9 protein-coding genes, 2 pseudogenes and 1 riboswitch are annotated in these 13,487 nt (G+C 51.0%); of the genes and pseudogenes, 3 read left to right on the top strand and 8 right to left on the bottom strand.

Annotation, left to right across the window (positions count from 1 at the left end; translation table 11 throughout):
* Positions 1 to 230 precede the first annotated feature (230 nt).
* Entirely contained in the window at positions 231 to 1,949 is a 1,719-nt protein-coding gene (gene ptsP / locus EVJ32_RS00715) for a phosphoenolpyruvate--protein phosphotransferase (protein ID WP_070328769.1), read from the top strand.
* Positions 1,950 to 2,088: 139 nt separating this feature from the next.
* On the opposite strand, the pseudogene ptsG (EVJ32_RS00710) reads toward ptsP, so the two are convergent.
* From ptsG (EVJ32_RS00710) to EVJ32_RS00690, 5 genes and pseudogenes are all read right to left on the bottom strand, one after another.
* A pseudogene (gene ptsG / locus EVJ32_RS00710) lies at positions 2,089 to 4,026 on the bottom strand (glucose-specific PTS transporter subunit IIBC); the annotation flags it as partial.
* A gap of 133 nt (positions 4,027 to 4,159) precedes the next feature.
* Positions 4,160 to 5,659: pseudogene (gene ptsG, locus EVJ32_RS00705) on the bottom strand (glucose-specific PTS transporter subunit IIBC); the annotation flags it as partial.
* A 216-nt stretch (positions 5,660 to 5,875) separates the two neighbouring features.
* Positions 5,876 to 6,724 (bottom strand): glucose PTS transporter transcription antiterminator GlcT, encoded by an 849-nt coding sequence (gene glcT / locus EVJ32_RS00700; protein WP_070328766.1) that lies wholly within the window; start codon positions 6,722 to 6,724, stop codon positions 5,876 to 5,878.
* 107 nt (positions 6,725 to 6,831) lie between these two features.
* Positions 6,832 to 7,149 carry a YuiB family protein gene (locus EVJ32_RS00695; protein ID WP_070328765.1) on the bottom strand — a complete coding sequence of 106 codons (318 nt, stop codon included), beginning with the start codon at positions 7,147 to 7,149 and terminating at the stop codon, positions 6,832 to 6,834.
* Positions 7,150 to 7,278: 129 nt separating this feature from the next.
* Positions 7,279 to 8,490: an NAD(P)/FAD-dependent oxidoreductase gene (locus tag EVJ32_RS00690; protein ID WP_131455946.1), complete on the bottom strand. Its 1,212-nt coding sequence runs from the start codon at positions 8,488 to 8,490 to the stop codon at positions 7,279 to 7,281.
* Positions 8,491 to 8,758: 268 nt separating this feature from the next.
* Here EVJ32_RS00690 and EVJ32_RS00685 point away from each other — a divergent pair, with 268 nt between their 5' ends.
* Positions 8,759 to 9,736: an NAD(P)/FAD-dependent oxidoreductase gene (locus tag EVJ32_RS00685; RefSeq protein ID WP_131455945.1), complete on the top strand. Its 978-nt coding sequence runs from the start codon at positions 8,759 to 8,761 to the stop codon at positions 9,734 to 9,736.
* Positions 9,737 to 9,776: 40 nt separating this feature from the next.
* Here the strand turns inward: EVJ32_RS00685 and EVJ32_RS00680 are convergent, their stop codons facing one another.
* Both EVJ32_RS00680 and EVJ32_RS00675 read right to left on the bottom strand, forming a co-directional pair.
* On the bottom strand, positions 9,777 to 10,631 hold the full coding sequence (locus tag EVJ32_RS00680) for a Rossmann-fold NAD(P)-binding domain-containing protein (RefSeq protein WP_236639459.1): 855 nt from the start codon (positions 10,629 to 10,631) through the stop codon (positions 9,777 to 9,779).
* Positions 10,632 to 10,740: 109 nt separating this feature from the next.
* A complete protein-coding gene (locus EVJ32_RS00675) occupies positions 10,741 to 11,097 on the bottom strand; it encodes a HesB/IscA family protein (protein WP_070328761.1) in 357 nt (118 codons plus the stop codon).
* A 97-nt stretch (positions 11,098 to 11,194) separates the two neighbouring features.
* A riboswitch (FMN riboswitch) is annotated at positions 11,195 to 11,336 on the top strand.
* Positions 11,337 to 11,494: 158 nt separating this feature from the next.
* Here EVJ32_RS00675 and EVJ32_RS00670 point away from each other — a divergent pair.
* Positions 11,495 to 12,082, top strand: a complete 588-nt coding sequence (locus EVJ32_RS00670; protein WP_131455941.1) for an ECF transporter S component — start codon at positions 11,495 to 11,497, stop codon at positions 12,080 to 12,082.
* A gap of 110 nt (positions 12,083 to 12,192) precedes the next feature.
* On the opposite strand, the gene EVJ32_RS00665 is transcribed toward EVJ32_RS00670, so the two are convergent.
* Positions 12,193 to 13,404 (bottom strand): NupC/NupG family nucleoside CNT transporter, encoded by a 1,212-nt coding sequence (locus tag EVJ32_RS00665; RefSeq protein WP_131455939.1) that lies wholly within the window; start codon positions 13,402 to 13,404, stop codon positions 12,193 to 12,195.
* Positions 13,405 to 13,487 lie beyond the last annotated feature (83 nt).

The raw sequence follows: 13,487 nt of genomic DNA, 5'->3' as shown, positions 1-13,487 counted from the left end.
TCTCCTCGTTGTGACGATGATTTATTTTATGATAGGATAGGAAAGTACGCAATCAGGCATCCCTCGTGCTCGAGGCGAGGCCACTTTGTTCGGTCGAGGCTTCCCCTAGTAGTAGACCGTTGCTACTTTAATCTTCCGGGTTTTCGTTAGTTCCTTTTTCATTTCGGGTAAGAACTAACGAGGTAACCGTCGGAAAAAACACTATTTCTTTGAAGAGAGGGATTACGCTTATGTCACACATTAAAGGTATTGGCGCATCTGCAGGAATCGCAGTTGCGAAAGCATTCGTCATGGAGACACCTTCATTTGACATCCCGACGAACAAAATCGAGGATGTAGCCGCTGAGAAGGCGCGCTTCCAAGCAGCCATCGCTCAGTCGAAAACAGAACTCGAAGAAATCCGCCAGATCACACTGCGTGAACTCGGAGAAGACAAGGCTGAGATCTTCTCGGCTCACTTGCTCATCGTGGAAGACCCAGAGATCGTCTCGCAAGTGAACGAAAAAATTGAAAGCGAACACATGAACGCTGCGAAAGCGCTCGATGAAGTCGCTCAAACGATGATCATGATCTTTGAATCGATGGACAACGAGTACATGCGCGAGCGCGCGGCTGATGTCCGCGACGTCACAAAACGCGTCATGGCCCACATCCTCGGCGTCACGTTCATGACACCTGCTTCAATTTCAGAGGAAGTCATCATCATCGCTGAAGATTTGACACCGTCTGACACGGCTCAGCTCAACCGCAAATACGTCAAAGGGTTCGCGACAAACATCGGCGGTCGTACGTCACACTCGGCCATCATGTCGCGCTCACTTGAAATCCCGGCAGTCGTCGGAACAAAAGTCGCACTCGAAGAAATCAAGAACGGCGACCTCGTCGTCATCGACGGGACAGAAGGAGACGTTTTCGTCAATCCGTCTGAAGAACTCGTCAATGAATACGTTGCAAAACGTGCGTCATTCGAAGCGTACAAAGAAGAGTTGAAGCAACTCGTCAACGAAGAGTCTGTCACGGCAGACGGTCATAAAGTGAAACTCGCGGCGAACATCGGGACACCGAACGACCTTGAAGGCGTTCTTAAAAACGGTTCTGATGCGATCGGTCTTTACCGGACAGAATTCCTTTACATGGATTCAGAAACGTTCCCGACTGAAGAAGAGCAGTACACAGCATACAAAACAGTAATCGAAGGCATGGAAGGCAAACAAGTCGTCATCCGTACGCTCGACATCGGTGGAGATAAAGAATTGTCTTACCTCGACCTCCCGAAAGAGATGAACCCGTTCCTCGGCTATCGCGCCATCCGCCTTTGCCTTGAAGAAACGGACTTGTTCCGCACACAACTTCGCGCCCTTCTCCGCGCCTCGGCTCACGGTGACCTCGCTATCATGTTCCCAATGATCGCGACACTTGAAGAGTTCCGCGCGGCGAAAGCCCTTCTTCTCGAAGAAGAAGCGAAGTTGAAAGCAGAAGGCGTCGCTGTCGGTAACTACGAGACAGGGATGATGGTCGAAATTCCTTCGACAGCCGTCATGGCGAAACAATTCGCGAAAGAAGTCGACTTCTTCTCTGTCGGCACGAACGACTTGATTCAATACACGATGGCAGCTGACCGCATGAACGAGAAAGTCTCGTACTTGTACCAGCCGTTCAACCCGGCCATCTTGAACCTTCTCCACAACGTCATCACAGAAGCACACAAAGCAGGCAAATGGGTCGGCATGTGTGGCGAGATGGCTGGAGAAGAGCTCGCGATTCCAATCCTGCTCGGACTTGGCCTCGACGAGTTCTCGATGTCGGCTTCAAGCGTCCTTCGCGCACGTAGCCTCGTCAAACGTCTTACGAAAGCTGAAACAGAAGCGATCGTCAACGACGTCCTCAACATGGATACAGCCGAAGAAGTCGTCAACTTCATCAGCCAAAAATTCGATATTAAAGCATAATCAAAAGTGGCTCTCGCAAAATTGCGAGAGCCACTTTTTTTTGCGCTTATTCCGCGCCTTTGTCATCCGTTCTAAAATCGAGCGCTTCCCCGGCGACGACCGTCTCTCCGAACGGTACGACGACGACTTTGCCGTCCCCGTTCGTCCAAATGATCGGCGTGATGAGCGACGGGACTTTGTCACGGATCAAGTTGAGGTCGACATCGAGCAGAATATCTCCCGCTTCGACGCGGTCGCCTTCTTTCACTTTGGCGACGAACCCTTCCCCTTTCAGATTGACCGTATCAAGACCGACGTGGATGAGAATCTCGCGTCCGTCGTCCGCGAGCAGCCCAATCGCGTGTTTCGTCGGGAAGAACGTCGTGATCTGACCAGTGACCGGTGCCACGACTTGGCCGGAACTCGGCTCGATCGCGAACCCTTCACCCATCATTCGGCCCGAGAAGACTTGGTCCGGTACATCGTCAAGCGACAAGATGACACCGGACATCGGTGCGAGGAAGCGATGGTCGGCATGCTCGGCCGCTTCCGGCGTGATGACCGCTTTTTCTTTCGGTTTGTACTCGCCACCTTCGATGATGGCGGCAATTTGCGACTTGAGTGTATCGGATTTTGGTCCGAAGATAGCTTGGATGTTATCACCGACTTCAAGCACACCGGCGGCACCCAGATCTTTCAGCAAGTCTTTATCGACTTGTTTGACATCGTTCACGGTGACACGGAGTCGTGTGATACAAGCATCAAGATGCTTGATATTCTCAGGACCGCCGAGACCGACGAGCACTTCGTACGGAAGGTCATCGCCGACGACCGTTCGGGCGCCACGCCCTTCAGCGACGACGTCACGACCTGGAATTTTCAAATCGAACTTCGTGATCGCGAAACGGAATCCAAAGTAATAGATGACCGCGAAGACGAGACCGACTGGAATGACGAGCCACCAAGCCGTCCGGTTCGGTAATACCCCGAACAACATGTAGTCGATGAGTCCGCCCGAGAACGTCATCCCGATTTTTACGTTTAGCAAATGCATCGTCATAAACGAGAGTCCAGCGAACACGGCATGAATACCGAAGAGAAGTGGTGCGACGAAGACGAACGAGAACTCGACCGGTTCTGTGATCCCCGTCAAAAATGAAGTGAGGGCTGCTGAGAAGTAAAGTCCTTCTACGTCTTTACGACGCTCTTTCGGAACGGTGTGGAACATGGCGAGACAGGCGGCAGGCAATCCGAACATCATGAACGGGAACTTCCCGGTCATGTACGTCCCGGCTGTGAAATCGACGCCGTCACGAAGTTGGGCGAAGAAGATCCGTTGGTCCCCTTGGACGAGATCCCCCGCTTGGTTCGTATATTCCCCGAACTGGAACCAAAACGGTGAGTACCAAATATGGTGCAGACCGAACGGGATCAACGAGCGTTCGACCAATCCGAAAACGAAGGCGGAAACCGCCACGTTCGCCTCAATGATCGTGCTCGAGAACGTATTGATGGCAGTACCGATCGGCGGCCAGACATAGGCCAGCGCAATCCCGATCACCAAACTGAACGCGGCGGTCGCAATCGGAACGAAACGTTTACCGGCAAAGAATCCTAAGAAGTCCGGCAACTTGATGTTAAAGTACTTGTTATACGCGAACGCGGCAATTAAACCGGCGATGATACCCCCGAATACCCCCATTTGGAGCGTCGGGATGCCAAGTACCGATGCATAGGCAGGATCCCCCTGGACAATTTCTGCAGTAATCCCGTTCCACGTACTAATAACTTTGTTCATGATCAAATAACCAACGATAGCTGCTAACCCGGCAACACCGTCTCCGTTGGCCAGCCCAATGGCGACCCCGACGGCGAACAACAGACCTAAATTGGCAAACACGATATCCCCGGCATCGGTCATGACTTGCCAAACGAGGACGAGTGCATCATTTGCCAAGAAAGGTAACAGCGAAACGAGATCAGGATTTTGGAACGCAGTACCAAAGGCGAGTAATAGACCGGCTGCCGGCAAAATCGCAACCGGAAGCATGAGCGCTTTCCCGATCCGCTGCAATACACCAAACACTTTCTTCCACATCATGGTTCCTCCTTTTGTCAGAATACTTACTTTTCCCCATCTGATACCAGGCTGAAACCGTTTCCCCACACAAAAAAAGCCAACCCTTAACGGATTGGCTTAATACTTAGTTTGCTTTCTTTTCGTTACCTGAAGCGATGACCGCTTGCATCTCTGATTTCAATGCATCCGAACGCGGTCCAAAGATGGCTTGAATGTTGTTACCGACTTCGAGGACACCAGCTGCCCCGAGACGTTTCAACTCTTCTTTGTTCACTTGGCTCTTATCTTTAACTTCGACGCGAAGACGTGTGATACATGCGTCAAGGTGTTTGATGTTTTGTGAACCACCGAAACCAACGAGGATATCTTGTGCAAGTTCCGAACCAGTAGCAGTTGATTGCTCAACAACTTCATCTTCACGGCCCGGTGTTTTAAGGTTGAACTTACGGATAACGAAACGGAATCCGAAGTAGTAGATGACTGCGAACGCAAGTCCGACTGGAATGACGAGCCACCAGTCTGTACGGTTAGGAAGAACACCGAAGAGAAGGTAGTCGATCAAACCGCCTGAGAACGTCATCCCGATTTTGACGTTCAAAATGTGCATGACCATGAATGAAAGACCAGCGAAGACTGCGTGTACTGCGAAGAGCAATGGAGCGACGAACAAGAATGAGAACTCGATCGGCTCTGTGATACCTGTCAAGAACGATGTGAGTGCTGCCGAAGCCAAGAGACCACCGACGACCGCTTTACGTTCAGGACGTGCTTCATGGTACATCGCAAGTGCTGCTGCAGGAAGACCGAACATCATGAACGGGTATTTACCAGTCATGAACGTACCGGCTGTAAGCTCGGCACCGTCACGGATTTGAGCGAAGAAGATCGCTTGGTCACCGCGGACAATCGTACCAGCTGCATCCGTGTATGATCCGAATTCGAACCAGAACGGTGAGTAGAAGATATGGTGCAAACCGAACGGAATCAATGAACGTTCGATTAAACCGAAGACGAACGCCGCTAACGTGCGGTTTTCAGTCAACATGAAGTTCGAGAACGTGTTCAATCCGTGCTGAACCGGTGGCCAGATGAGAAGCATGACGAAACCAGCGACGACAGCCAATACAGCTGTGACGATCGGGACGAAGCGCTTACCAGCGAAGAAGCCAAGGAATTGCGGCAATTCGATATTGAAGTACTTATTGTATGCCCAGGCCGCTATCAGACCGACGATGATACCACCGAAGACACCTGTTTGAAGTGTTGGGATACCAAGGACTGACGCGTAAGACGGGTCACCTTGTGCGATGATCTCAGGTGTGAGTTCGAGCCAAACACCCATGACTTTGTTCATGATGAGGAACCCGACGATGGCTGCGAGTCCGGCAACGCCGTCCCCTGCTAAACCGATCGCGACACCGACTGCGAATAAGAGTGCTAAGTTCGAGAAGATAATTCCGCCTGCTTGCTCCATGAGCTGAGCAAACTTGACAACGCCTGCGTTCGTCAACCAACCAGCGCGTGACGTAAGGGCTGGGTTTTGCATCGCGTTACCGAATGCGAGAAGAAGACCGGCTGCCGGCAAGATCGCAACAGGAAGCATAAGCGCTTTACCGACTTTTTGAAGAACACCAAAAATCTGCTTAAACATGATAAATCCTCCTTTTGTAATTGTTTGTGTTGAAACCGAACGTAGATGTCAGACAACCGACGTATCTAAACGTTTTCATAATGAACGTTTATAAAAACAGAAACAGGCATGAATAAGGTACAGAACGTAGACTTCTCCTAAATAGAGAAATCGTAGCCGTTCCACTCCTTACTCATGCCTGATCGAATCAGTAACACGTAAGATACGTGGTATCAGTTATCTACTTGTAGTCAGTCGCTGGAGATGCATCGTCAAATATGTCGCTTCACCTCGTGGGACAGGACGCTTTAATTCGCGTTCCATGATGCCCATCAGCTCCCAAGCAGTACTATAGCATAGCGGATATTCTTCACGCAACACCTTTTCTATTTTTTGTGGGGCCTCGACCGTCTCACCTGTCGCAACCCGCTCAACGGCGTACCTTAAGTGCCGAAGTAAGCGCTTATAATCGAGCGAAGTCCGGTCCATTTTGACGTTCAAACGACTCTCAATCGTCTGAACGATCTGTCCGATGATTTGATTATGACGATTGACTTCGAGGACGTTTTTAAACGTCGTCGCCGAATGGATATGAAGGGCGATAAATCCGACTTCGGCATCAGGAAGCAACACGTCGAGGCGCTCGTGGATCATGTCGACGATCCGTTCGGCGAGCGCGTACTCGTTCGGATAGAGCGATTCGGTCTCGAGCAAGAACGGATTCGTCACTTCCATCCCTTGCTCGATTCGTTTCATCGTAAAGAACAAGTGATCGGTCAGGCCGATGTGGATATGTTGGTCAACTTTTTTCCCCGTGCTGCTCTCGATAAAGCCGACGATGTCTTGCATGAAGGCGATGAAGTCTTCATCGACGTGCTTCACGAGCTCGCGGTATTGAGATTGCTCTTCTTTGTCCGTCAATTGATACACTTTCTCCGGGACGCTGGCCGGGTCGACGAGATCGCCCGCTTTCTTGCCGAAGCCAATCCCCTTCCCAAGCAGAATGACTTCCGGATCCGTATCATGTTGACAGATGACAACGCTATTATTCAACACTTTTTTGATCGTATACATCGGTAATGTCATTCGTATCGCATCCCTTACTAATTTAAATCGTTATCTTATCTAGTATATCGGTTCAGCTTCTAAAAAAGTAGGCAGAAACCAAAAAAAGACGAACATTTCTGTCGTCTTTAAAACATCGAGTAACCGCTCTTACGCAAGTACCGGATGGTGACCCCTGCCAAGATGGCACCGAGCAATCCGAATCCGAGCATAAAAATGTCGAGAAACTGCAGACCGAGCAGACGCTCATAGACGTTCGCGAGCGCGGTCGATGTTTCCGTGACGTAGCTTGACAGCTTGACGTTGTCGATCATCATGATGACGAAAATCGGATAGATGAACACGAGCGTCCACGTCTTTTTGAGCAGCATATTCAAGATGAACCCGATGCTGAAGAAGATGACTAAATATAAAATCGCGCCGATGACGGCTTGGATGATATGCATGTGATTGCCCCCTTTTCCCGTTGTCTATTATACCGAAAAGAAATCCGCTTGGTCAAAGAAGTTCACTGAATCGTTGACATGAAAAAACAGCCCGTTCAAATGAACAGGCTGCTCGTTGGCTCAACCGAATCAGAATTTACCTTTTTTAAGGACGAGACCGTATTTTTTGAGCTCGATAAAGTGTTTGTTGTCGATGACTTTCTTCATGAATGAAGCGTTGCGACCGAAGATCTTTTTGCCCATGACGATTCCGATTCCATCGTTATGGCCAAGTGACGCGACCGTCCCTTTGCTCTCATACGTGAACTTCGAAGTCGACTTGCCGTTGATGAGCGCAGCGATATTTTTCGCCACGTTGTGCGCTTGCTGTGTCGCAATTTGCGCCGTCGGCGGGTACGGACGGTTTGATACCGGATCCATGACCGCTGAGCAGTCACCGATGATGAAGACGTTATCGTGGCCAGGGGCACGGTTGTCTGCCTCGACCATGACGCGGTTACGGACCGCTTCGAAGCCAGACTTCTCTACGGTCGGACTGCCGCTGACGCCGCCTGTCCACAGGATCGTGTTCGCTGCGATCGTCTCTGTCGTCTCACCTTGGAGTGGACCGAACGTGACGACACCTGGCTCTACAGCTTTGATGCCGTTGCCGAGTTTCATCTCGACGCCGTTACGCTCGAGCCATTTTTGCGCATACGTCGTGAGTTCCGGGTCGAACCCTGGAAGAACCGTTGGCGCTGCCTCGATGTTGACGATGCGGACCGCTTCACGGGGAACATCGTACTGTTTGCAAAGTTCAGGGACACGGTTGACGAGCTCACCGAGGAACTCGATACCTGTGAATCCGGCACCACCGACGACGATCGTGACGAATGCACGGTCAGATGATCCGCTTGTCTTGTATTGTGCGAACGAGTACTCGATATGTTCTTTAATTTTACGAACGCTGTTGAGCGAGTTGATCGTCATCGCGTTCTCTTTAAGGCCCGGGATACCAAACGTTTCCGGTACGCCACCGAGGGCGAAGACGACGTAATCGTACTCGACAGTCGATCCGTCTTCGAGCATCACTTGTTTGGCTGTAGTATCGACGCGATCGACGATCCCTTTGACAAGTTTAACGCGTGATGCATTGACGACATCGTTAATGTAGACACGAGCTTGCTCAGGCTTCATCGTTCCGGCCGCCGGCTCATGAAGCCAAGTCGTTTGGTAATGGTAATCGTGTTTGTTGATCAACGTGATGTTTGCATCTCCAGCTGAGAGCGTCTTTTGCAGGTTTACTGCCGTGATGAGTCCACCGAAACCTGCGCCGAGGATAACAATGTTAGGTCGTTTCATGTTCATTTCCACCTTATTTTAAAAGTTTTGTTTTCCTGAACAACTATGTTGTGTGTTTTTTCACATAGATGTTCACAATAAAGCCTAATTCTTGTTCAACCAATGTTCACAATTGCTTCCCGTTCATTGTACGACGTTTAATCTGTTTTCTCAATGAAAAAGCTTATCTTCTTGAATTTTTTTCGAAAGTATTGCATCTTTGTACTGAATGGATTTAGTTCACGTTAGACCATATAATAGAAGTACACGCTTCATGAGGAGGAATTCGATGAAATCGACGAAAGATGTAGTCATTATCGGTGGCGGTCCGATCGGACTGTTCACCGCATTTTATGCAGGTATGCGCCAACTCGATGCGACGTTGATCGAAAGCTTGCCGCAACTAGGCGGGCAATTATCGACGCTCTATCCAGAGAAATATATTTATGACATCGCCGGCTTCCCGAAAGTGAAGGCCCAAGACTTGGTCGACCAACTGAAAGCGCAAGCCGATCAGTTCGAACAAGATTATCGCCTTGGCGAGACGGTCGAAACGGTCGAGCGACTCGAAGACGGTACGTTCCACATCTCGACGAACAAGGACGAGTACCATACGAAAGCGATCATCATCACAGCCGGCAACGGCGCGTTCGCCGCACGTCCGCTCGGACTGGACGGTTGTGAAGATTATGCGAACCTTCATTACTTCGTCGACAGCATGGAGAAATTCCGCGACCGTCGCGTCATGATCGCCGGCGGCGGCGACTCGGCCGTCGACTGGGCACTCATGCTCGAAGGTATCGCCAAAGAAGTCCATATCGTCCACCGTCGTGACCGCTTCCGGGCTCACGAGCATACGGTCGAACAAATGAAGGCCTCGACGATCAACGTCTGGACGCCTTATAATATCGAATCACTCTCAGGCGCGACGCATATCGAGTCGGTCGAACTGACGGACAAAGATGGCGAATCGAAGTTCGTCGACATCGACGACTTGATTTGTAACTACGGGTTCGTCTCATCGCTCGGCCCGATCAAAAACTGGGGCATGGAGTTTGAGAAAAACACGATCCGTGTCGACTCACGGATGGAGACGACAGTCGCCGGCATCTTCGCTTGCGGTGACATCGCCACGTACGAAGGCAAAGTGAAATTGATCGCGACCGGCTTCGGTGAAGCACCGATCGCCATCAACCAAGTGAAGCAGCTCGTCGACCCGACAGCGCGTCACCCACAACATTCAACCTCGGTATTTGCCGGGAAATAAAGACTGGCCTCTCATCTGCGAACGATGAGAGGCCGTTTTTTCATTTGCGGATCGTTTGAATGATGACACGGTCAATCCAATCATCGAGTTGCGTGAACACGAAGCCAGCTTTTTTCGCCTCGGCGTTCGACATGTAGTAGTCGACGTCCGTATCGTACGGGGACGACGCCCCATCCTTAATGATTTGGACCGGTTTACCGATATGCTGTCCAATTCGTTCCATGAGCGCACCTAGCGAGATGAAGCCGTCGCTCGCGGCGTTGAACGGCCCCCTCACGTCGGCACGGCCGATCCATTCCAAGAAAGCTGCCGCCTCGAAACTCGAGATGAATCCCATCAACGCCTCCGGGTGATGTAATACGATCGGTTCTTCGTTCCGAACCGCGTCGACATAAAATTTTAACCGGTCGGTGTAATCATCCGGCCCTAGGACGATCGGCAACCGCACCGTCGTGACCGGGAATGAGGCCCGATGGAAGAAGTACGATTCGGCCTCTCGTTTCCCTTGTCCGTAATCGTGTTCCGCGTCGAGGTGATATTCATGATGGAGCGGATTGAAGTCGCTCTCTTTTAAAGCTGCCTCTGGCGCATATACGGACATCGTCGACGTGAGCACATATTTCCCGACCCGGTCCATGAAGGCGTCTGTCGCGATCTTCGCCTGATACGGATTGAAACAAATATTGTCGTAGACGAGGTCATACTCGTTGCGTGCGAGGTCTTTCATCGTCGCGACCGACTGACGGTCGCCTTTAATGGAGCGGATGCCTTCCGCTTCCGGCACTTGCAGCTGACCGCGTGTGACGATCGTCACGTCGTCCCCCGCTTCAGCGAGACGGAGCGCGAGCCGTTTCCCAAAGTAACGTGAGCCACCGAAAATCAACACTTTCCTCATCGTACCTACCCCCTTCTCATCCTTCTCCATCCAATATTCCCGTTCATTTCCTCTCATTAACATGCTCACCAAAAAAGGTTGCCGAACATGTCGGCAACCCGTCTATCGTTTAGCAATCCCCGGGCGTGCCGGCGTTCGCCGCCGTCCGGAAACTCGAGCCGCAACCGCACGTCGCGATCGCGTTCGGATTTTTGATCGTGAAGCCCCCGCCAAGCATCGACTGCTTGTAGTCGATCTCGAGCCCGTCGACGACACCGTGGTCAGCTTCGGCGACGATGACGCGGACACCGTAATGGTCGAACTGGACATCCTTGTCCGTCTTGTCTTCATCGAACCCCATCCCATAGGATAGGCCGGTACACCCACCGCCTTGGACTTTGATCCGTAAGAACTGATTTTCAGGGCGTTCGGTCTGTTTCATCATATCGATGACTTGTAGTGCGGCTGGCTCTGTCAAATGAATCATCTGAACTCCTCCTCATTTATCTTCACTTCAAGTCAACTGACTTGTGATTTTGTGAAATATCTTGTATAACTAAACTGTAACAAAAAAAATTAAATCGTTCCATCTTCGGGGCAGGGTGAAATTCCCGACCGGCGGTATTGAAGACAAGTTCTTCTCAGCCCGTGAGCGAGCAAGGCGTTGCTTGCTGATTTCGTGAGATTCGAAAGCCGACAGTAAAGTCTGGATGGGAGAAGATGGCGGCATCCGACCGATATTTGGATGTTTTCTTTGGCGTGGCTTAAACGTTGACGAGAACATCTGTTTCGTATGCGCGTAAACTCTCCCGATTGTTCACACAATCGGGTTTTTCTATGCGACGGGTGCCATTCATCAAGGAGCGACAAAAGGAGAGATTTTGATGAAAACAACGCGCAACAAACGATTGACAACACTGGTGACGCTATCGATGCTCGGGGCGATTTCATTCGTCCTCATGCTCTTTAACTTCCCGCTACCCTTCCTGCCACCATTCCTAAAAGTGGACTTCAGTGACATCCCAGCGCTCGTCGCCGGTATCGTCTTCTCGCCACTCGCAGGTGTCGTGGTCGTCGCTCTCAAAAACGTCCTCTACTATGTCTTTAACGGTGGCGGCGTCCCGGTCGGTGAAGTCGCGAACTTCTTCGCAGGTGTCGCCTTCATATATCCGGTCGCTTGGTTCTACCATAAACGTAAAACGAATAAAGCGCTCGCTTCAGGCCTCGTGGCAGGTACGATCACGATGGCGCTCAGCTTGGCGATTTTGAACTACCTACTCATTTTACCAGCTTACGCGTTCTTCTTCGGAATGGCCGAGATGGCCGATCCGGCAGTCAAAACGAACCTCGTCTTGTACGGCATCTTACCGTTCAACTTGATTAAGGCATTATTGATCACCGCCTTGTTCGTCCCGCTCTTCCTGAAGTTGAAGCCGTGGATCGAACGTCAACACATGCAACTGCAAGCTTAACGCCCAATCACCCAAGGGAGACATCCCTTGGGTGATTTTTTGTAGTCACTATATGGCAACCATGAACAAGAGCGCCCACCGGAGTGAGCGCTCTTGTTTGTGAATAACGATTAGAGAAGAAGACCAGCGAGAGTCGCTGACATCAAGTTCGCAAGCGTACCTGCGAGAATCGCGAGGACACCCATACGTGCGATGTCGTTACGACGGTTCGGAGCCATACCACCAAGACCACCGAGAAGGATGGCAAGTGATGAGATGTTGGCGAATCCACAGAGTGCGAACGCGATCATCGCTTCTGTACGAGCTGACAAATCACCTGAACCGATGATCGGTGCGAACTCAGAGAAGGCAACGAATTCGTTCAAGACGAGTTTTTGTCCAAGGAAGCTACCGAATTGTACGGCATCTGCCCATGGTACACCGATGACGAACGCGAGCGGTGCAAACACGTAACCAAGGATCAATTGAAGTGAGAGGCCTTCTAGACCGAACCAACCACCGATTCCACCGAGAAGCAAGTTGACGAGTGCGATCAATGAAACGAAGGCAAGAAGCATCGCACCGACGTTCAATGCGAGGAACAAACCGTCTGACGCACCGCGAGCGGCCGCATCGACGAAGTTTGCTGCTTTGTTCTCTTCATCTTCAGCAATTTCGATATCATCATCCGGAGTTTCTGTTTCCGGAACGATGATTTTCGCAAACATCAAACCAGCAGGCGCTGCCATGAAGCTCGCTGCGAGCAAGTACTCGAGCGGAACACCGAGTGCGGCGTATCCAGCAAGTACCGAACCGGCAACCGATGCGAGACCACCGACCATGACGGCAAACAATTCTGATTGTGTCATTGATGGGAGGTAAGGCTTGATGACGAGCGGTGCTTCCGTCTGACCGACGAAGATGTTCGCCGTCGCTGAGAGCGATTCTTTACGTGACGTACCGAGTGCTTTTGCAAGTGCCGTACCGAGGATTCGGATGACCCACTGCATGACACCGATGTAGTAAAGAAAGGCAATTAACGAAGACATAAAGATGATGATCGGTAAGACCTGGAACGCGAAGACGAAGTTGTCTCCCCCGACAGCCGAACCGAAGACAAAGCCGATCCCGGCGTTCGCCGTGTTCAAGACGTTTTGGACGCCTCCTGAGATAAACTCTAACGCCGCGCGTCCTGCCGATGTGAAAAGGACGAGGAATGCGAATGTAAACTGGACCGCGAAGGCGGCAAGAACAGTACGCCATTTGATGGCTTTACGGTTGGTCGAGAAGATGTAAGCGATTCCAATTAATGCCAAAATACCAACCACGCTCATGATGTTCATTGGTGTTGTGCTCCTTTCATATTGAAAAACCGACGATTGTGTTATACCCGAATCGAGATGTGCCCTACCGTTTGAAACGCTTT

Origin of the sequence: Exiguobacterium sp. SH5S4, from assembly GCF_004337045.1 — a bacterium.
Taxonomy (GTDB): domain Bacteria; phylum Bacillota; class Bacilli; order Exiguobacteriales; family Exiguobacteriaceae; genus Exiguobacterium; species Exiguobacterium aurantiacum_A.
This window is presented reverse-complemented; position numbering and strand designations above follow the sequence as displayed.

Bases quoted from the DNA above. Each gene is read 5' to 3' on its own strand.
- EVJ32_RS00680 (WP_236639459.1), bottom strand. From the start codon at position 10,631: ATGAGGAAAGTGTTGATTTTCGGTGGCTCACGTTACTTTGGGAAACGG.
- EVJ32_RS00695 (WP_070328765.1), bottom strand. From the start codon at position 7,149: ATGCATATCATCCAAGCCGTCATCGGCGCGATTTTATATTTAGTCATC.
- EVJ32_RS00685 (WP_131455945.1), top strand. From the start codon at position 8,759: ATGAAATCGACGAAAGATGTAGTCATTATCGGTGGCGGTCCGATCGGA.
- EVJ32_RS00690 (WP_131455946.1), bottom strand. From the start codon at position 8,490: ATGAAACGACCTAACATTGTTATCCTCGGCGCAGGTTTCGGTGGACTC.
- glcT (WP_070328766.1), bottom strand. From the start codon at position 6,724: ATGACATTACCGATGTATACGATCAAAAAAGTGTTGAATAATAGCGTT.
- ptsP (WP_070328769.1), top strand. From the start codon at position 231: ATGTCACACATTAAAGGTATTGGCGCATCTGCAGGAATCGCAGTTGCG.
- EVJ32_RS00665 (WP_131455939.1), bottom strand. From the start codon at position 13,404: ATGAACATCATGAGCGTGGTTGGTATTTTGGCATTAATTGGAATCGCT.
- EVJ32_RS00675 (WP_070328761.1), bottom strand. From the start codon at position 11,097: ATGATTCATTTGACAGAGCCAGCCGCACTACAAGTCATCGATATGATG.
- EVJ32_RS00670 (WP_131455941.1), top strand. From the start codon at position 11,495: ATGAAAACAACGCGCAACAAACGATTGACAACACTGGTGACGCTATCG.